15 protein-coding genes and 1 tRNA gene are annotated in these 20,214 nt (G+C 35.1%); 13 read left to right on the top strand and 3 right to left on the bottom strand.

Features of this window, described 5'->3' with window-relative positions; all coding sequences use genetic code 11:
* Nucleotides 1-7: 7 nt before the first annotated feature.
* From A9G22_RS09925 to A9G22_RS09895, 7 genes are all read left to right on the top strand, one after another.
* Nucleotides 8-1,552 carry a complex I subunit 4 family protein gene (locus tag A9G22_RS09925; RefSeq protein ID WP_065585699.1) on the top strand — a complete coding sequence of 515 codons (1,545 nt, stop codon included), beginning with the start codon at nt 8-10 and terminating at the stop codon, nt 1,550-1,552.
* Between the two features lie 6 nt (nt 1,553-1,558).
* Complete coding sequence (locus A9G22_RS09920) at nt 1,559-3,253, top strand: NADH-quinone oxidoreductase subunit N (protein ID WP_075508810.1); 1,695 nt, start codon at nt 1,559-1,561, stop codon at nt 3,251-3,253.
* A 187-nt stretch (nt 3,254-3,440) separates the two neighbouring features.
* Entirely contained in the window at nt 3,441-3,770 is a 330-nt protein-coding gene (yajC, locus tag A9G22_RS09915) for a preprotein translocase subunit YajC (protein ID WP_065585701.1), read from the top strand.
* Between the two features lie 59 nt (nt 3,771-3,829).
* Nucleotides 3,830-5,686 carry a protein translocase subunit SecD gene (secD, locus tag A9G22_RS09910; protein WP_082264535.1) on the top strand — a complete coding sequence of 619 codons (1,857 nt, stop codon included), beginning with the start codon at nt 3,830-3,832 and terminating at the stop codon, nt 5,684-5,686.
* Between the two features lie 15 nt (nt 5,687-5,701).
* Nucleotides 5,702-6,697, top strand: a complete 996-nt coding sequence (secF, locus tag A9G22_RS09905; RefSeq protein WP_075508814.1) for a protein translocase subunit SecF — start codon at nt 5,702-5,704, stop codon at nt 6,695-6,697.
* A 126-nt stretch (nt 6,698-6,823) separates the two neighbouring features.
* Nucleotides 6,824-6,899, top strand: a tRNA-Ala gene (locus A9G22_RS09900).
* Nucleotides 6,900-6,956: 57 nt separating this feature from the next.
* Complete coding sequence (locus A9G22_RS09895; RefSeq protein ID WP_065639027.1) at nt 6,957-7,190, top strand: hypothetical protein; 234 nt, start codon at nt 6,957-6,959, stop codon at nt 7,188-7,190.
* A gap of 323 nt (nt 7,191-7,513) precedes the next feature.
* Here A9G22_RS09895 and A9G22_RS09890 read toward each other — a convergent pair whose 3' ends face one another.
* On the bottom strand, nt 7,514-10,219 hold the full coding sequence (locus A9G22_RS09890) for a CRISPR-associated helicase/endonuclease Cas3 (protein ID WP_075508808.1): 2,706 nt from the start codon (nt 10,217-10,219) through the stop codon (nt 7,514-7,516).
* 354 nt (nt 10,220-10,573) lie between these two features.
* Here A9G22_RS09890 and A9G22_RS09885 point away from each other — a divergent pair, with 354 nt between their 5' ends.
* The 5 genes from A9G22_RS09885 to A9G22_RS09865 all read left to right on the top strand — a co-directional run bounded on the left by A9G22_RS09885 (nt 10,574) and on the right by A9G22_RS09865 (nt 17,320).
* Nucleotides 10,574-12,529: an extracellular solute-binding protein gene (locus A9G22_RS09885; protein ID WP_081296869.1), complete on the top strand. Its 1,956-nt coding sequence runs from the start codon at nt 10,574-10,576 to the stop codon at nt 12,527-12,529.
* Nucleotide 12,530: 1 nt separating this feature from the next.
* A complete protein-coding gene (locus A9G22_RS09880) occupies nt 12,531-13,619 on the top strand; it encodes a microcin C ABC transporter permease YejB (RefSeq protein WP_065585705.1) in 1,089 nt (362 codons plus the stop codon).
* Nucleotides 13,619-14,650 (top strand): ABC transporter permease, encoded by a 1,032-nt coding sequence (locus tag A9G22_RS09875; RefSeq protein WP_075508807.1) that lies wholly within the window; start codon nt 13,619-13,621, stop codon nt 14,648-14,650. Before A9G22_RS09880 ends, A9G22_RS09875 begins: the two co-directional genes overlap by 1 nt.
* The gene (gene yejF, locus A9G22_RS09870) at nt 14,647-16,383 is read left to right on the top strand and encodes a microcin C ABC transporter ATP-binding protein YejF (RefSeq protein ID WP_075508806.1); all 1,737 of its coding nucleotides are present in this window, start codon (nt 14,647-14,649) and stop codon (nt 16,381-16,383) included. Before A9G22_RS09875 ends, yejF begins: the two co-directional genes overlap by 4 nt.
* 85 nt (nt 16,384-16,468) lie before the next feature.
* The gene (locus A9G22_RS09865; protein ID WP_075508805.1) at nt 16,469-17,320 is read left to right on the top strand and encodes a hypothetical protein; all 852 of its coding nucleotides are present in this window, start codon (nt 16,469-16,471) and stop codon (nt 17,318-17,320) included.
* A gap of 71 nt (nt 17,321-17,391) precedes the next feature.
* Here A9G22_RS09865 and frdD read toward each other — a convergent pair whose 3' ends face one another.
* On the bottom strand, nt 17,392-17,748 hold the full coding sequence (gene frdD, locus A9G22_RS09860; RefSeq protein ID WP_075508804.1) for a fumarate reductase subunit FrdD: 357 nt from the start codon (nt 17,746-17,748) through the stop codon (nt 17,392-17,394).
* A gap of 14 nt (nt 17,749-17,762) precedes the next feature.
* Complete coding sequence (locus A9G22_RS09855; RefSeq protein WP_075508803.1) at nt 17,763-18,158, bottom strand: hypothetical protein; 396 nt, start codon at nt 18,156-18,158, stop codon at nt 17,763-17,765.
* Nucleotides 18,159-18,661: 503 nt separating this feature from the next.
* Between A9G22_RS09855 and casA the strand changes: the two genes are divergently transcribed.
* The gene (gene casA / locus A9G22_RS09850) at nt 18,662-20,209 is read left to right on the top strand and encodes a type I-E CRISPR-associated protein Cse1/CasA (RefSeq protein WP_075508802.1); all 1,548 of its coding nucleotides are present in this window, start codon (nt 18,662-18,664) and stop codon (nt 20,207-20,209) included.
* Nucleotides 20,210-20,214: the final 5 nt, after the last annotated feature.

Below are 20,214 nucleotides of genomic sequence, written 5' to 3'. Positions count from 1 at the left end.
ATCATTCATGTTATTATGGTTTGTTTTTTTACCTGTAATAGGCGGATTTGTTGGTTGGTTATGCCATGTATGTTTACAAAGAAGTATTGTTTCCGTCAATGCGCAAATTCGTTGGTCAAAATTACCAATAACTATCGCATTTACCACTATTTGTCTTACTTTATTGATGGCGATAGTATTATGGATAGATGCCGTAAATTCATTAAAACAAGGAGAAAACTGGATAAAGGAAGTTAATCTAGAGTGGATCCCTTTATTAGGCATTCATTTTCATCTTGTTTTAGATGGTTTATCTATGGTTGTTATCACCTCAACATTATTTATAGTGTTATTGACTATCGTCTATTCTAGTAAAGAAAGTCTAAACAATATTGGCTTATTTTATTTGTGCCTATTATTTATGACATCAACTATTATGATGTTATTTGTAATAAATGACTTATTTTTAATGTTTTTCTTTTGGGAAGCTGTAGCGATCCCTATCTATTTTTTAATCTCTTTATGGGGACGACGAGACTCAAGCTCACAATTGTGTTTTAATGGGGCCAGCAAATTTTTGATCTATACTCAACTGAGTAGCTTACTTATGCTAATCTCAATTGTGTCGTTAGCCCTAATCAACTGGAATTTAACAGGTCATTGGACATTTGACTATCAAGACTTAACAAAAACAGCAATTTCAAGTTATACCGAATTTCTACTTATGCTAGGGTTTTTAGCTGCTTTTATCGTGCGTATTCCTTTTGTTCCCTTTCATGGTTGGTTTATTGATGCCCATATCGAATCTGCGACAACTGGTTCAATGATGATAAGTGGATTATTACTTAATACAGCAGCATTTGGTTTATTGCGTTTTGTTATACCTCTTTTTCCTAATGCCTCAAACATGATTATGCCAATTATGTTAGCTTTTGCACTGCTTACGATTGTTTATGCCGCCTTACTTGCATTCAATCAAACCGATATTAAAAAGCTAATTGCTTATATTCATATTGCTTTGATGGGATTTATAACCGCAATAATCTATAGTGGTTCTATTCTTGCTTATCAAGGCGTAGTTATTCAAATGATAGCTATCAATTTAGCAATAGTTGGCATGTTTGTCATTAGTGGATTATTGGCTGAATGTTATTCAACACGAAATATAAGCCAATTTGTGGGATTGAAAGAACGAGTGCCTTATCTATCTTCGTTTACCTTGTATTTTATATTAGCGGTATTAGGTATTCCAGGGACAGCTAATTTTGTTGGTAATTATATGATGTTACTTGGTAGTTATAATGTTTTTTCCTTTTACACTATTCTACTAGTCATTAGCTTATTGTTACTGACTATTTCATTTATTGTACGTATGCAACCAATTTTCTATGGTGTTGCTGATAAAGGAAGGGAAACAAAACGTCTGCTTAGCAAGAAAGATCTTTTGTTATTATCAAGTATCTTAAGTGCCCTTATTTTTATTGGTTTGTATCCTCAAGTGATTCTTGATATGTCTTATTCTGTCCTGAACCAAACACAACAAAACATAACAACAGAGCGAGTGGGAGATTAATAACCTATGATAGCTTTATCGCCTATTTTTGTATTAAGCTTTGCCATCATTGTTTTGTTATTTTCACTATTTGTTTTTAAAATAAGCACTACAGGATGTACTATTTTAACAGTATGTGGATTAGCTTGTGCGTTAATCTGTTCTGTAGTGATTGGCTATAAAATATCGTTTAGTACACAACATATTTCTGATATCAGCAGTGACAATATGCAAATATCGGTGTCAATTTCTGAACCCAATAAAGAACAAAATTCATCAGGTGAAGAAACAATCGCAATTGATACCGTGCCTACTCAAGTTGTAGAGTCATCTAATAAAAATATAGATATTAATTCTAATTCTAATTCTAATGTTGATGATAATTTTCTCATTGATTACGGTGTAACGAACGATTGGAAAGCGCGTCATATCACAGCGCTTTTTACCTGTGATGGCTACGGATTGCTTTATACCAGTTTGATTTTAATGATATCCATTACTGTTGCGTGCTTCGCTTATCGCTGGTTTAAACAAGAGCAGATTAATCACGGATTATTTTATTTAATCCTACTTTTTATGGCTTTAGGTGGAGTCACACTTGTATACGCAAGTCATTTAATGTCATTTTTTATGGGAATAGAACTGTTATCTATTCCATTTGTAGGATTAATTGGTTATCAATATACGCAGACTCATTCATTAGAAGCCGCTGTTAAATATATGATTTTATCTGCTGTTGCCAGTGTATTTTTATTGATGGGGATCGCCTTTTATTATGCAACTACCGGCGAATTGACTTTTAGTGGTCTAAGTTATCAACTCTCAACGATGCCTTACCCAAGTATATTATTATTGATGGGTGTTTGCTTAATGTTGGTTGGTATTGGTTTTAAATTATCACTAGTCCCTTTTCAACTTTGGTTGCCTGATGTTTATCAAGGTGCGCCAACTGTTGTTGCATTATTATTATCAACAGTCGGAAAAGTTGCAGTTTTTTGTGCCATTGCAAGATTATTTTTATTAGCGCCTATTGTTAACAATGAAACTATCCGTATTATTTTAGTTATTATGGCTTTTAGTTCTATTTTGTGGGGCAATTTGTTAGCGCTAATGCAAACTAGCTTGAAGCGTTTACTCGCCTATTCATCAATAGCGCATTTTGGTTATTTATTAACGGCTTTAATTGCAGTGCAATATCAAGTACTTGCATTAGAAACTATTGGTGTTTATTTAACTGGATATATTTTAGCCAACATCTGTGTTTTAGGGGCAATAAGTTTAGATTCGCATTCTGATGAGCTTCAAGATCATGAAAATGAAGTTGATCTTTCAGGTCTATTTTGGCGAAGGCCAATCCTTGCTTTAGCGATGGGTATTGGGCTTTTATCTTTGGCGGGTACACCATTAACCGCAGGCTTCATTGGGCGATTTTTGCTGGTGTTATTAGGCGTAACTGCCGAATTATGGTGGTTAGTTGCTGCTGTTGTTATTGGTAGTGCATTGGGTCTTTATTTTTATGCGCGCTTAATAATCAATCTTTATATAAAACCAAATTGCCGTGACGAGCAAATGTTCAGTGGATATTCAATTAAATTAAAATGGACTAATATTCGAATAAGCGAGTTAATTATTGTGCTATGTGCCTTATTGACTATGCTTTGTGGAATTTATCCCAAATGGTTATTGAGTTTGGTTAGCATGGCACAATATTTAACCACATAATTGACATTTATTTGCTTTCATTATTTTGTTGGGGAAGCCATATGAATTTATATAGTACAAAACACTTTATTTTATACTAAAACACATACTTTCCAGAAACTTTTTAACAAGAAATAGTTAATAATTGAGTTATTTATTGTGTTATAATTCTGAGCCTTAAAAATTTATTTGAATCAAGAGGAGCAATATGAACTTTTTAATCTCTAATGCTTATGCTGCAGATGGTAACCAACCAGGTGGCGACTATTTTCTACCAATTATGTTAGTTGTGTTTGGTTTATTTTTCTATTTTATGATTATGCGCCCACAACAAAAACGCGTTAAAGAATATCGTGAATTAATGGCATCAATTTCAAAAGGTGATGAAGTATTGACCAAAGGCGGGATTATTGGCCGCGTAGCAAAAGTTAACGAAAATGGTTACATTGCATTAGAATTAAACGAGACTAGTGAAATTGTGATCAAGCGTGACTATATCACATCAATTTTACCAAAAGGAACAATGAAATCACTATAATAGAGGTTATCTGTTATCATTCATTGTATTAATTACCTAATCCCACAAGAGAATATGTCGTGTTAAACCGCTATCCTTTGTGGAAGTACATCATGTTGGTCGTTGTCATTTGCCTCGGCCTTCTTTATGCACTTCCAAATATTTATGGTGAAGATCCTGCTATACAAATTTCAGGTACAAATACTGCTGAAATTAACGTTGCTACACAAGATAAGGTTAGAAAGCTTTTGGCTGATAATCATATCGAACCAAAATCATTGGTTTATGAAAATAAATCGATTTTAGTTCGCGTTGGCGATAATGATACACAGCTTAAAGCAAAAGAGCTTATATCAGAAGCGCTAGGTGAACAGTATATTGTTGCATTGAATTTAGCACCAGCAACACCTGCGTGGCTGACAATGTTAGGTGCAGAGCCTATGAAGTTAGGTCTTGATTTGCGTGGTGGTGTTCACTTTTTAATGGAAGTCGATATGACGACCGCACTAAGTAAACTTACTGAACAATCTATCGAAAATATCAAAGCTGAATTTACTAATAGCTCATTGAATTATAAAACGATCAGCAAAAATAGTAATCAGCAAATTGTATTGCAATTTGATAATACGGAAGATCGCAATAAAGCTATCACCAAGATCAATGGTTTATCGGACTACAAAGTTATTTCTCAAAGTGATAATAGTATTGTAATCAATGTCAGCGAACAACGTTTACAACAGGCTAAAAATGATGCTGTTGAGCAAAACACGACTATTTTACGTAATCGTGTTAATCAACTGGGTGTAGCTGAACCAATTGTTCAACGCCAAGGTGCAGATCGTATAGTGGTTGAATTACCAGGCATACAAGATACTGTATTAGCCAAGCGTATTTTAGGAGCAACGGCAACACTTGAATTTAGACAAGTTAACGAAGAGAGTACGCCTGATTTACCTGCTATTATCAATGGTGATATGCGTGTTCCTTATGGTTCAGAAATTCAGTATATGGAAAGCGGTCGCCCGGTTTTACTTTATAAACGTATTGTATTAACAGGGGATCATATTACTGATTCTTCATATCGCGCTAATCAATATGGTCAACCCGAAGTTGCAATTACCCTAGATGGCTCAGGCGGTAAAAAAATGTTTGATTTTACCAAAAAAAATCTGCATAAAGCGATGGCAACTTTATTTGTTGAATACAAAGACACTGGTAAGCGTGATGAAAACGACAAACCAATTCTTGAAAAACAAGAACGTGTTATTAATGTGGCGACTATTCAAGGTATTTTTAGTGATCGTTTCCAAGTGACCGGTATTGGTAATATTGATGAAGCTAAAAATTTATCACTATTACTGCGTGCAGGGGCATTAATTGCACCGATTCAAATTATTGAAGAACGAACAGTTGGGCCTTCAATGGGGCAAGAAAATATAACGCAAGGTTTAGAATCTTGCATATGGGGCTTAGTGATTTCTGTCATCTTTATGCTAGTAATGTACCGTCTGTTTGGCGTGTTTGCTAGCCTTGCATTAGTTGCAAACTTAATTTTAATTGTTGGTGCAATGTCTTTACTTCCTGGGGCAACGCTAAGCATGCCCGGTATTGCGGGTATTGTGTTAACTGTGGGTATGGCTGTTGATGCCAATGTACTAATTAATGAACGAATAAAAGAAGAACTCAGTAATGGGCGTGGCGTTCAGCATGCAATTAATGAAGGATATGCAGGTGCTTGGAGTAGTATTTTTGATGCTAACCTGACGACTTTAATTACGGCTATTATTCTTTATGCAGTTGGTACAGGATCAATTAAAGGATTTGCCATTACACTAGGCATTGGTATTGTAACATCAATGTTTACATCGATTGTCGGTACTCGTGCATTAGCCAATCTTATTTATGGCGGTCGTCGCGTTAATAAGTTATCAATTTAGAGGTTTATTGTGAGTATTACTAAAAAACAAAATCATGATGTTAGAGAATTAAATCATGGTCGCAGAGTCCTCGACTTTTTAAAATTTGGCTTTATTGCTTTTGTTATTTCAATGCTATTAGTTGTGGCGTCGTTTGTGGTTATTTTTGTTAAAGGATTTAATCTAGGACAAGATTTCACCGGCGGTACGACAGTAGAACTCACTGTAACAAAAGCCGTTAATCTTGATGACCTTCGTAACAGCTTACGCGATGCTGGCTATCACGAACCGATAGTACAATATTACGGCAGTAGTAAAGATATCATCATTAGATTACCTGCAGCTAAGCAAGAAGAAGGTAACGCCTCATCCGCTATTGATAATGCATTAGGAACAAAAATTTCCAATTTAATCCATAAAGATATTGATGCAGAAGCTCAAATTAAACGGATTGAATTTGTGGGTCCAACTGTTGGTTCAGAACTTGCGCAAGATGGTGTTTTGGCAATCTGTGCCGCATTAGTGTGTATTTTAATCTATATTGCCTTTCGTTTTGAGTGGCGATTCGGTACAGGTGCGGTTGTTGCCTTAGCGCATGATGTTATTATTACCGCGGGTTATCTATCGCTATTTGAACGAGAACTCGATTTAACTATCATTGCTGCGATGTTATCGATTATTGGTTATTCTCTTAACGATACCATTGTTGTTTTTGACCGAATTCGCGAGAATTTTAGAAAGATTCGCCGAGCAGAACCTTACGATGTTATTAATATCTCGTTAACACAGACATTGCATCGTACTTTAATGACATCAGGTACAACTCTTGCAGTGGTCATCATTCTGTATATCTTTGGCGGTTCAATGTTAAAAGGCTTCTCTGAAACATTAGGCGTTGGTATTGTGCTTGGTACAATCTCATCAATTTATGTAGCGGCTTATATGTCACTTAAATTGGGGGTAAAACGTGAACACTTTATGCCACCTAAAATTGAAGCAGAAGGTGCAGATCAACCTTCAATATTGCGTTAATTATGTAAACTCTGCCATTAATGGGCAGAGTTTTATTCGGCTATTTTTCAAACAAATAACTTCAAATCGATTGACACTTATTATTTAGTTGCATATTATTAGCCACAGTTTTATCCCTTTCTATTTGGGGCCATAGCTCAGCTGGGAGAGCGCAACGCTGGCAGCGTTGAGGTCAGGGGTTCGATCCCCCTTGGCTCCACCAATTCAATAATCAGTAACATTCTTTAAAACTCACTAAAGTATATGTAAGGAGAATAATATGGCCTTTACAGAAACAGAACGACAGCAATTGATGGAGCTTAAATTTGTGGGTGCCAAAATTATTGAAAGACTTGAAGAGATGAGCTTTGATTCTTTCGATAAATTGCGTAATGCTAGTTTAGATGAAATCCTTAATAAAGGTGCGTTATTAACAGGTTCAACTTGTTGGAAAAACAGTCATCAAGCAAAAACGGCAATAAGTAATATTTTGAGTTTAGTTAACAATACTTAATATTCCTTGTATAGGCGGTAAGTGCATCCAACTTTCTTTTCAATTGAATAATGATAATCAATTTTTTGTTTCTTATCTATTTTTAAGATATTTATACTGAAACGTATAGTTACCTGAAACTTTTTTACAAAATTTAATTATCTCTAGTGTTCAAGGAACAGCGGCATTTCGACGGAAATACCGTTTTCTAACTCAGTTTATTCCTACACATATAGGGAGCAGACTAATTATCGCTAATGGTTATATAATTAAAATAAAAAAGTAAAATTCCACCAAATTTTTAGTTTGATTTTTAATCATATTATTAGTAAATATATACGTAATTAACTTGAATAAAATCCTATCTCTTTTGAGTAAAAAGTTGAGTCTTTATCTTGTTCAATTAAGATAATAATGGCTTGAGGTCTATGTATTTGCAGTCTAATCTTTTCTAAGCTTTGTTGATCAAGTTGTGGGATAGTCTTTTTTATTTTTTCCCATTTTGAAATGCTTAGTGGAACACGGCTTTGTTCCCACGCATATTCACTATTGGTGCAATAAGGTATTATTTTATCTTCGAGCTTATAAGCTAAATACAGATCGACGTTATCTTCTGATAGTCGGGTTGATAGCTCAATACTCTTTTCCCATCCGTCGCAAGAGGTTCGATTATACCCTCCATTAAGCTTTAATAAACTCTGATTTGCGATCGATGCTTGGCTAAGCGACTTTCCTTGTGCAGAATAAAAGGCTTCTTGTAATCCTGTTGGTGGTTCAATGTCTTGTGCATAAACTGACTCAATTAACAATCGGGCATCTTCTGGCATTTTGATAACGCGTTGAGTCAGTAATATTTTTTGGGTAAACCATAAATAAGCATGGTTAGGATAGACATAACCAGTATTGCGAAAGGTTGGATTATCAAGCCAATCTTTTTGGGGATCGTCCTGCCAATGTGGCGCAAGTATAGTTAAAATGGGTTGTCCACGATCATCATAAGGCTGAATCTTTTTATCAAAAGGTTTAACATTACCTTGTTGATCTCGTACATGGCGCCTTAAACGGCCGGCACGTTGAATTAATAAATCTATTGGAGCAATATCACTAATCATTTCATCAAAATCAAGATCTAATGATTGTTCAATAACTTGAGTGGCAATAATAATTTTTCCGTGGCGAATATTACTGTTAGAAGTTTTGCCTGCCCATTTTAACGTTTTTTGTTCAATGTCGAGGCGATCACAAAAAGCAAAACGGCTATGAAAAAGTAATATATTATTGCTATCTATCTCTAACTTTAATTGCAATTGTTGATACAAACTAATTGCATCGTCAACACTGTTTTTGATCCAACAGATAATTTTACCTTGTTCTATTGTTTGACGAATTTTGCTTATACCTGCATCAATATCATTTATCCATTCGATTTTTACCTGACGTTTGACTTCATCTCGAGTATCTATTGCTTGTTCAATTAATCCATTATGATTCAATTGTGTCATCAGTGGAAAAGGTAATCGTTGATTTAAAGTGAGATTTGCTTGGCTAATGGTTAAACCTTTATAAAATGCATTAAGTAATTTTTCGCGTAAAAAATAGGGTAAAGTAGCAGTAAGAATAATGGTACTACCACCTTGTAAGGCATGATAATGTAATAGCGATTCTAATAATTTAACCATATAGCTGTCATAAGCATGAACTTCATCTAATATGAGTAACTTATGCCTTAGACCTAATAATCGTAATGATTGATGTTTAAATGGCATAACCGCCATTAATGCTTGATCCAAGGTACCGACACCAACCTCAGCCAATAACGCTTTTTTCCGAGTATCAACAAACCACTCCTGACACTCTGCACTAATGGTTTGTTCGCCTTTAGGATATTGCCGTTCACTATTATCTTCACTATTGATAATTGATTGATTAAATTTAGAATTCATATGGCTAGCACCATGTGCTAATACTAACGAAGGATGACTATCGGCCTGATAGAGTTGCCCATAAATTCCCGCTGTACGTTGATAAATGGCATTTGCGGTTGCTTGGGTTGGTAAGCCAATATAAATACCTTGGGCTTTTTTAGCTGTCATTAGTCTATGTGCTAAAACCATTGAGGCTTCGGTTTTTCCTGCTCCTGTCACATCTTCCATAATAAATAATTCCGGACCGGAATCAGACAATTGGCATGATAATGCTTGCTGTTGGAGTGGTGTGGGCTTTTCAATAAATGGAAATAAATTTTTGATATCAATAAAAGGGGCAATGGGCGTTGTTTTAGGTAGGGTGGATATTGCTTTTTCTGCTTGAATAAAGGCATGATTATGCCAATATTCAGAAAGCGACATCACTTGGGAACAAAATGGAAAAAACGATTCGTTAGATCCTAGCCAATCACTAATAACGGTTACACCAGCGATTAACCAACTTATTTGATTAAATTTTTTTCGCAATGATTTATCAAAAAAGAAAGACGGATAATCTGCTAATTTATACTCGCTAATAAAAAACGCATTAATGGCTTTAATATAATCTAATGCGGCTTGCTTATCTTGTCGATTAAATGATGAATTGCCATTTACCCCAAATACTGGTGGCTTGCCATGATGTCCAGTTATGATGAGTAACCATATATCCAAAAAACAGTTAATATTGCTATTATAGTTAGATAACTGAATTTCAGTTTTATCCATAAGAAAAGTATTCCATAACCAAAATCCAAGCGAATCATGTCTGGACATATATCTTTTAGCAGGATCGGCAGCAACAAGTTGCGGGTTATTGTGCTTAAATAACTGTTGAAACCCATTGGCAAATTTACCAATATCATGCCAAGCCAAAAAATAGGCAAACCAATGAGCTGCCTTTTCGTTATCTTGTGGAGCAAAACCTAATTGCATAAATAGCTCAGCTGAATTGAAATAGTTGTGTTTAACTATTTGGTATCCACAAGCGGCTACGTCTAAATTATGATAAGCCAGTAGATGATAGTTATCACTATTGGTGTTCTGGCGACATTTTCCCCAATATTGATAAAAAGATTTGCTCATTGAATTTTATTCCTTTTGTAAATAGGCGCTTTGCTTAAGGTATACAATGATTTCGTCAAAAGAATATTAACTATTTTATCTGTTTATATTGAAAAATATAAAGATAATTATTATATATAATTGATAATTGTTTTAATATAGTTTGTTTAATGTAAAAATAAAGGTATCTTTTTAGCTAATATTATCTATTATCATTTTAGATAAACTTTATTAATTAGGTTTTGCTCATTTAGTTGAAGTTTGGCAAAATAGATAGCCTAATTGGTAGATTATGATAGCCTTACATGATTTGGATATGTTAATAAAAATTAACATAAATATGCTATAGTTACGTAAAGCAGGAACGGAATTAGGATGATTAGCCGAATTAAACAACCTATAAAAACATTATTCATCTTGAGTTGCCTAAGTGGTATCGTCATTTGTTCTGCACCTGTTTTTGCCGATGAAGAACAACAAGTGATACCTCAAACTGAGGTAGAAGTTGAGGTTAATACTCAAGATTCATTACCCGCAGAGCAACAAATTGATATCGCAGGTCCTAAGCAGAAACATGAGAAATTTTATCACGAAACGGTTTTTTCGCTTTCAGGCCAACCCAAGTATCCTGATAATTTTCAGCATCTTGATTACGTCAATCCTAATGCCCCAAAAGGAGGTGTGATTAAACTGGCTGAAGTTGGTTCTTTTGACAATTTGAATCGCTTTGCTAGCCGTGGCGCTCCAGAAAGAAATTCGGCATCACTATATGATACCCTTTTTACTAATACTGCTGACGATATTACCAGTTTTTACCCACTTATTGCGACTTCAATAACTTATTCTGATAGTTACCGCTGGGCAGAAGTCTCAATTAACTCTAATGCACGTTTTCAAGATGGAAAGCCAATTACAGCGCAAGATGTTGAGTTTACCTTTCATAAATTTATGACCGAAGGCGTGCCTCAATATCGTGTTTATAATAAAGGCATTATGGTTAAGGCAATAGATGATTACCGTGTGCGTGTTGATATACCTGATTCCGATCGTGAAAAACTCCTTTCATTTGTTGGCAGTATGCGGGTTATTCCTAAACATTTTTGGCAAAACCATGATCTTTCTGAACCATTAAGCTCGCCGCCGATTGGTAGTGGACCTTACTATATTAGCGAATATAAATTAGGACAGTATGTTGTTTATCGACGTAATACGAATTATTGGGCGCGTGATTTGCCCATTAATAAAGGCTTAGATAATTTTGATGAAAAACGTATTGATTACTATATGGATGATAACGTTTCGCTAGAAGCCTTTAAAGCAGGTGAATATGATTTGCGAGCTGAAGATCAACCTAAAAACTGGTTTACTCAATATCAAGGCAAATATTTTGATTCTAATCATATTATTAAACAAGAAAAACCCGTGCAAACAGCAACAGATACTAAGTGGCTAGCGTTTAATTTACAAAAAGATCTATTTAAAGATGTTAAAGTGCGTGAAGCCATTACCTTGGCGTTTGATTTTGAATGGTTAAATCATGCCTTTTATTATGACAGTTACAAAAGACCTTATAGCTTTTTTGAAAATACGATATATGCAGCAACTGGTATGCCTAGTGAGCAAGAGCTAAAGTGGCTTAATGCTTACAAAGAGATTATTCCTAAGCGCGCTTTTGATAATGCCTATTATGTGCCAAAAAGCGATGGTCAGGGCTTTAATCGTGACAATTTGTTAAAGGCGACAGAATTATTAAAACAAGCCGGATGGGCGATCAAAGACGGTAAACTTATTAACACTAAAACACAACAACCATTTGAATTTGAACTGATCAGTTATCTTGGTAGCGATATTAAATATGCTATTCCCTTTCAAAAAAATCTGGCACGTTTGGGGATTATCATGAAAATTACCTTGTTAGATTCAGCACAACACTTACGTCGTGTTCGTGAGCGTGATTATGATATGGTTGCACGTGATTATTATGCTGTAAATTATCCAAGTTCGAGTTTGCTGGTACTGTGGGGAAGTGAGTATCTTAACTCATCATGGAATGCTTCAGGATTACATAACAAGGCTATTGATGGCATGATTGCTGAAATTACCAAGAATGTAGATAATCAAGATGAATTAGTGCCACTTGGGCGAGCACTTGATCGTATTTTAACGCATGAATATCCAATGATTCCTATGTGGTATAATAGTAAAACGTATTATGCATACTGGAACAAATTTGGGCAACCAGCTATACAACCGACTTATGCAATCGGGGTTGATAGCTGGTGGTATGATGCAAACAAAGCAGCTAGCCTGCCTAAAAATCGAGAACATTAATATGCTCAATTACCTTATTCGTCGATTGTTACTGATTGTTCCAACCTTGTTTGTGATTTTAACTATCAATTTTTTTATTGTGCAAGTGGCACCCGGTGGACCTGTCGATCAGGCGCTTGCTATAATTGAAAATGGACCGCAAACAGGGCAAGGGCTATTGCCGGGGAGTGGCGGTATATCTACATCAGTACAACAGTATAAAAATGAGTCGCACTATCGTGGATCACGAGGGCTTGATCCGCAAGTTGTTGCGATGATTGAAAAGCAGTATGGTTTTGATAAACCCCTATTTGAACGTTATATCGAAACGCTAAAGAAATACATATTATTTGATTTTGGTAACAGTTTTTTTAAAAGTGAATCGGTATTGGGCTTGATTGCCAAAAGTTTACCTGTTTCAATTTCATTGGGATTATGGAGTACGTTAATTGTTTACCTAATCTCAATTCCTTTAGGTATTCGCAAAGCAGTAAAAGATGGTACGGTATTTGATTTTTGGTCAAGTACCTTAATTATTATTGGCTATGCCATACCGCCTTTTTTATTAGCAGTGTTGTTAATTGTGCTATTTGCTGGTGGAAGTTATTGGGATGTTTTTCCACTCCGTGGACTTATTTCGAATCATTTTGATCAACTTGATTTTTTAGGCAAAGTGAAAGATTACGCATGGCATATTTGTTTACCTACTATTGCAATGGTCATTGGCGGTTTTGCATCACTTACCATGTTGACTAAGAATTCATTTTTAGATGAAATCCGTAAACAGTATGTCATAACCGCACGTGCTAAAGGATTAAGCGAAAGAAAAATTATGTATAAACATGTTTTTCGTAATGCCACGTTACTGATTGTATCGGGTTTTCCGGCTGCTTTTGTTGGTATTTTATTTACGGGTTCGTTGCTAATTGAAATTATTTTTTCGCTTAATGGGCTTGGTTTATTGGGTTATGAGGCAATTATTCAACGTGATTATCCTGTCATTTTTGGATCTCTGTACATTTTTACATTAATAGGGCTTATTACTAAACTGTTATCCGATTTATCTTATATGATGATTGATCCACGTATTGACTTTGAGGCGCACAATTAATGACCAGCAACTCTTCTATTAATCAGCAACGTTGGCAACGATTTAAACATAATCGCCGTGGATATTATTCACTCTGGTTATTTTCGATTTTTTTTGTGATTAGCCTATTTGCTGATTTTATTGTTAACGATAGGCCCATTTTTATTAAATATCAGGATAATTACTATTTACCGATTTTTCATTGTTATCCCGAAACGGAATTTGGAGGACAATTTGAAACACAAACCAATTACCTTGATCCTGCCGTACAAGAAAAAATAGAAGCGAATGGCTGGATTATATGGCCGCCGTTTCGCTATAGTTATAGTACATTAATCTATGATACGCCAAACACCTTTCCAACTCCGCCTTCGGTAACGCATTGGTTAGGGACTACGGATGCGGGTTTTGATGTACTGGCCAATATCTTATATGGTTTTCGTATTTCGATGTTTTTTGCGATTTTTTTGACATTGTTTACCTCTGTTATTGGTGTCATCATTGGTGCAATTCAAGGTTATTATGGTGGAACAGTAGACTTGATAGGGCAGCGATTTATTGAAATTTGGTGTGGTTTGCCGGGTTTATTTGTGATTATTTTATTAGCCAGCATTTTGCCACTTGATTTTTGGTGGTTGCTGGGCATTACTGTTTTGTTTGGTTGGATGGGGTTAGCTGGAATTGTACGTACTGAATTTTTACGTACTCGTAATTTTGATTATATCCGCGCGGCGAAAGCAATGGGAGTTAGTGATAGTAAAATTATATTTCGTCACATTTTGCCCAATGCGATGGTAGCAACATTAACTTTTTTACCTTTTATTCTTTGTGGATCAATTACCACTTTAACATCGCTAGATTTTTTGGGCTTTGGTTTACCGATTGATTCGCCCTCTTTAGGTCGCCTGTTGCTACAAGGTAAAAATAATTTACAAGCTCCTTGGCTTGGTCTCAGTTCATTTTTAATTATTGCAACTTTGCTTTCACTACTCATTTTTATTGGTGAAGCAGTGAGGGATGCATTCGATCCAAACAAAGGAGCGTATCGATGAGTTCTCCTTTATTATCCGTTCAGGATTTAAGTATTGCTTTTAAATGTAGCGCACAAAAGATATCTCAAGTTGTGAGTAATATCAGCTTTGATATTCATGAACAAGAGACTTTGGCTCTAGTTGGTGAGTCAGGTTCAGGTAAAAGTGTTACTGCTTTGTCTATCCTGCGGTTGTTACGTAAAGAGCAAGTAGTTTATCCAACTGGCGACATTTGGTTTGAAGAAAAATCTTTATTACATGCGTCAGACAAACAACTTTGTAAAGTACGTGGCAATCAAATTAGTATGATCTTCCAAGAACCGATGGTGTCATTAAATCCTTTACATACGGTTGAGAAACAGCTTTATGAAGTTCTGGCGTTACATCGTGGCATGCGTCGAAATGTTGCTCGTAGTGAAATTTTGCAATATCTTGATCGCGTAGGCATTAAAGAACCAAAAAGTAAATTGTCGGCTTACCCTCACCAGCTATCAGGTGGTGAAAGGCAGCGTGTTATGATCGCGATGGCCATTTTAACTCATCCTAAATTATTGATAGCAGACGAACCCACCACCGCTTTAGATGTGTCAGTGCAGGCACAAATTATTCAGTTATTAAAAGAGTTGAAGAGAGAACTGAATATGAGCATGCTATTTATTTCGCATAATCTTAATATTGTGAAAAAGCTAGCCGATAAAGTGGCGGTTATGCAACAAGGCAAAATTGTTGAATATAATAATAAGCAGCGTATCTTTTTACGTCCAGAACATGAATATACTCAAACACTATTAAATTCAGAGCCCGGTGGCAATCCTGTACCATTACCTAATACATCAGGGATATTACTTAATGTTAATCACCTTGGTGTTGAAGTGGTTGCCAAAAAAGGTTTGTTTAGCAGCCACAAGAAGGTTATTGTCAATAACATTGGTTTTGCTGTGCATCAAGGTGAAACAGTCGGAATTGTGGGTGAATCAGGGTCGGGGAAAAGCACTATTGCGCTAGCTGTTTTGCGCTTGGTTAAATCACAGGGCGATATTGTATTTGATAGTTATCCAATACAAAATTTAACTGGTAAAAAGCTGTTGCCGTTTCGAAGTCGTATGCAAGTTGTGTTTCAAGATCCGTTTTCATCACTTAATCCACGTTTTAATGTTGAGCAAATTATTAGTGAAGGTTTAATGACGCACAAAAAATTTAGTAAAGCTCGACGGGAGCAAGAAGTCATTAATATTATGCACGAAGTTGGTCTTGCTCCAGATATGCGTTATCGCTATCCAACCGAGTTTTCGGGTGGGCAACGCCAGCGAATAGCTATTGCTCGAGCCTTAATTTTACAGCCAGAATTATTAATTTTAGATGAGCCTACTTCATCATTAGATCATACTACGCAAAAACAAATTATTAATTTACTCAAGTCGTTACAAGAAAAACATAAACTTAGCTATTTGTTTATTAGCCATGATTTAGCGTTGGTTTACTCTATGTGTCATCAGGTTGTTGTTATGAAAGAAGGTAACATTATTGAACAAGGTTCGCGTGAAAAGATCTTTTATTCTCCTGAACACGAATATACTAAGGCATTGCTTTCATTTTTAGATAAACCACCTCGCAAAGCAAATAAAACATTGATACATGCAGACAAAGCTGAAAAATTTGTTCATAAAGATCATACTCAACAAGATCAGCAGCAAGCTAAGAAGGACGACAGTAAGATCAACTGGAACGATGCTCTATTAATGCGAAAAAAATGAATATACAAAACAATAGGTTAATAATAGCTTTTATTATAACCCATTGTTAATAATTCAATATACCAATCTATTTAACAGGTTCATTATGCAAAAACGAATACTCCCTTTTTTATTAACACCCTGTTTATCACTCATTTCAATAAATGCTATAGCGTTAACTTGCAGTGATAATTCTACTCAAAATATAGTTGAAGCAAATAACTATATTTTTCAAATCCTCAATTATATTGATTCACCCGTAAAAGGTATCAAGCAAGAGGTTAGAACCTCAACCACCCAATTGGGGAATGATGCTATGTCGACAGCTAAACACTCGCTAGAATATGACCCTAATGGACTTATTATACAAAGCCATTATGATCTTTACTCAAATAAAAAAAAACGAATTTATTCTGAACACTTACAAAAAAATAAATCCAGTTGGATAAATATCATTGAAGATGTAGAAGATAAAACCAATAGCATTATCCAATTTAATACCGACGAACAAGGCAAGATTGTAATATCACAGCAGACTAAAAAAGCTGTCGATTTTGTTTTTTTTGAAACCGATAATTACCTGTATGACAGTAATAATTGCCTTATCAATAAAAATGTACAATGGCAGCTTAAAGAAATTGATAAGAGTGGTAAATATACTGGTGCAGACCAAAAAGGGGCTTCAACCTATACGTTTGGGTATCAAGCACAGCAGTTAGCTCAAGTGTTGTATCAATTTAGCAATAATATGAAAAATGAGAGTGATTTTTCGTATCAATATGATAACGATCATCATCGATTAAGTACCATAGAAATTTCTTATTTATCGGCAGGCAAAGATGCGGCACATTATGTAACTAAATTTTTAACTTTTAACGAAAAAAACGATTGGATTACGGCAAGTAAAGTTAAAAATAATAAACAAACTAACATTATACGAGAACTTACTTATTATTAGTTTTCAAAGATACAAAGAGCGTTATTTTTTTTATATAACGCTCTTTGTATTTCCCAAAACAAACATGCTAGCTATGTTTGAATGAACAGTATATAAATAGCATGTATTGTCCATGCTAATGCTAAACTAAAAGTAAGTAACTTTTCTCGTTTTGGATGGATTTTATGTTCGTGTAAAATAGCTAAAATTTGTTGTAATCCACACCAGATAGGCAATGAAATCATCAAACATAAAAATACTTTGCCGATTTCTGTATTGGCTATTTTAAGAATATAAGAACGTGTTGCCGCATCGCCAAAAGGAATAATATAAGCCATTATTACCAGCACGACAGGTGAAAAAATAGCCGCCCAAGTGCTACCTAAAGCAAATAGTCCTTTTACGATTTTCCCATTACTGCTTTTAGTTTGAATTTGTTGATTTTTCATTGATCAAATACCACTTATTTTAAAATAAATAATAGTAAATAAGCTGATACAGACATGGTTATCAGCCACAACCCTACAATGAGTAAATAGGTTAGTGATTTTTTATCTGTCCGGGATGAAAATATCGTTTTAGCAACAGAATTGTACCAACTTATTGAATGGAAAAGGGTAATCAATAACGCAACACAATTAAGCACGATAACAACAGGACTACGCAAAAAGAAGATAAAACGATAAAATTCATCTTGTCCAACGGCATTAGTGTACATACAGATCACTCCATACATTAACACTAAGCTTACCCAAATCATTGAAAAAGGGACTAATTTATGTATGATAGCAATAATAAAAGGGCGCTTTATATCGGCTTGAACAGCATTAAGGTAATTGTTGTTATTTTGTTGATTCATAAATCTCTCTAGGTTGCATTATGGTTTATGCTAGTAATGTTTGATTGGGTTAGAGCTTTCACTTCATTATTATAATGGCTAATCCGCTTTGTGTCGCTATTTTATGGTAGGCATGATATAGGCTTTTGTTATTGTGATGCTTCGCACAAAGTGCGCGAAGTTAAAATTAGTACTACTTGATTTAAGGTTCTTGATATACATATACATTGCTCATATACTCAATGGCTAATTTATATATATTAGTATTTATAGAGGATTAACTTTAAATTTTATAAAGTATTTTATTCATTTACAAAGAGCAATGCAAAAAGTAGCCAATTTTGTAAAAAAGCTTGGGCTATTGAAATCAAACAGAAAATAGATGAGCAAGAAACTCGATCTTATTGTTTAACTATTGAAATCAATAAACAAGCCTGCCGACCGCATAAATAATTTAAGTTAAAACCGATAAGCGGAACAGCTAAAGTTCTGTTTGTATTAACATTATAAATAAGGAGTATAGTTTGTCTTCTTTCTCGCTTTTAGACGAAAAATGGATTCCAGTTATCCATTTTGATGGTCATGTTAGTAAGATTAAACCTAGCCAAATCGCTGATGAAACTATTTCCGATTTAGCCTATTTTAGATCTGATTTTCAAGGTGCTGCTTACCAGTTTCTTATTGGTTTATTGCAAACCACTTTTTCTCCAGAAGATAATGATGAGTGGATTGACTATTGGGATGATGGCATTTCGCAATCTGATTTAGATGAAGCATTTGACCAAGTTAAATCGGCTATGCAATTTGGCGCAAATAAACCTGCCTTTATGCAGGATTTCACGAAATTAGATGGCAATGCTTTACCAATATCGGGTTTATTAGTTGAAGCACCAGGTGAAAACGCATTAAAGAAAAACACCGACCACTTTATCAAACGTGATTTTGTCAAGGCAATTTGCCCACATTGTGCAGCAATGGCACTATTTACTTTACAAACTAATGCACCCTCAGGCGGTCAAGGACATCGAGTGAGTTTACGTGGTGGTGGACCGATAACAACGTTGATTATGCCTGAACTGAATCAACCAACACCATTATGGAAAAAATTGTGGTTAAACGTAATACCATTAGATGATGATAAACCACGCCAATATGATGAATCTGTTTTTCCATGGCTCAATACTACCAAAACCAGTGAACCACCGAAGAATCTAAGTTTACTTCCTGAGCAAGCTAATTATTGCCAAGCTTTTTGGGGAATGCCACGACGAATTGAACTTGATTTTGAACAGACCCAGCAAGGGGAATGTGATCTGTGTGGCGAAACCTCGTCACAATTAATTACCCAATATCAAACAAAAAATTACGGTATTCAATATCAACATTGGCGACATCCTTTAACGCCATACCGAATTGATAACAAAACGGGCGAACCGTTAGCCATTAAAGGTCAACCTGGCGGTTTAGTTTATCGCGATTGGCTTGGTATGGTAACAAAGCATGATAATGTTGAAGCCGCAAAAGTGACCATCATCAATGAAGTACGTAGGCTAAAAGGCGACAAAAAATATCGCTTATGGTGCTTTGGTTATGATTTTGACAATATGAAAGCACGTTGCTGGTATGAACATACTTTCCCTGTATATCCTGCTTTAGCCGATCCTGACAGTGATGTAGAAGAGCTTATTGCACTGGCATTAGAATTAAGTAAGGAATCTTTACCCATACTACGTAAAGCTATGGCAACAATCAATAAACAATCAAGTGTATTAGATATTGCGTATTGGAAAGAAACAGAACCGGCATTTTATCAATTTGTAAAACAAATTATTGATCAAAAAGATAATCCAGATGGTCGATTCCATTTGTTATCAAATTGGGCAAATACTTTACGAAATTATATCACTCAAATCTATGATAAAGCAGCGTTTGCTAACCCTGATGAAAAGTTTATTGCATCTGCTTACCGTGATAAAAAGTGGGTTGCATCCCAAAAAATCAGTGCTAGAGAAAAGTTACTTACTGATTTTAATAAACTTAAATATATCAAAAAGATAAAAAATACCAAATAGCCTTG

This window comes from Gilliamella sp. App2-1 (genome assembly GCF_001690255.1).
Taxonomy (GTDB): domain Bacteria; phylum Pseudomonadota; class Gammaproteobacteria; order Enterobacterales; family Orbaceae; genus Gilliamella; species Gilliamella apicola_G.
Note: the sequence above shows the minus strand (reverse complement) of the source record. Positions and strands in the feature narration are given on the sequence as shown.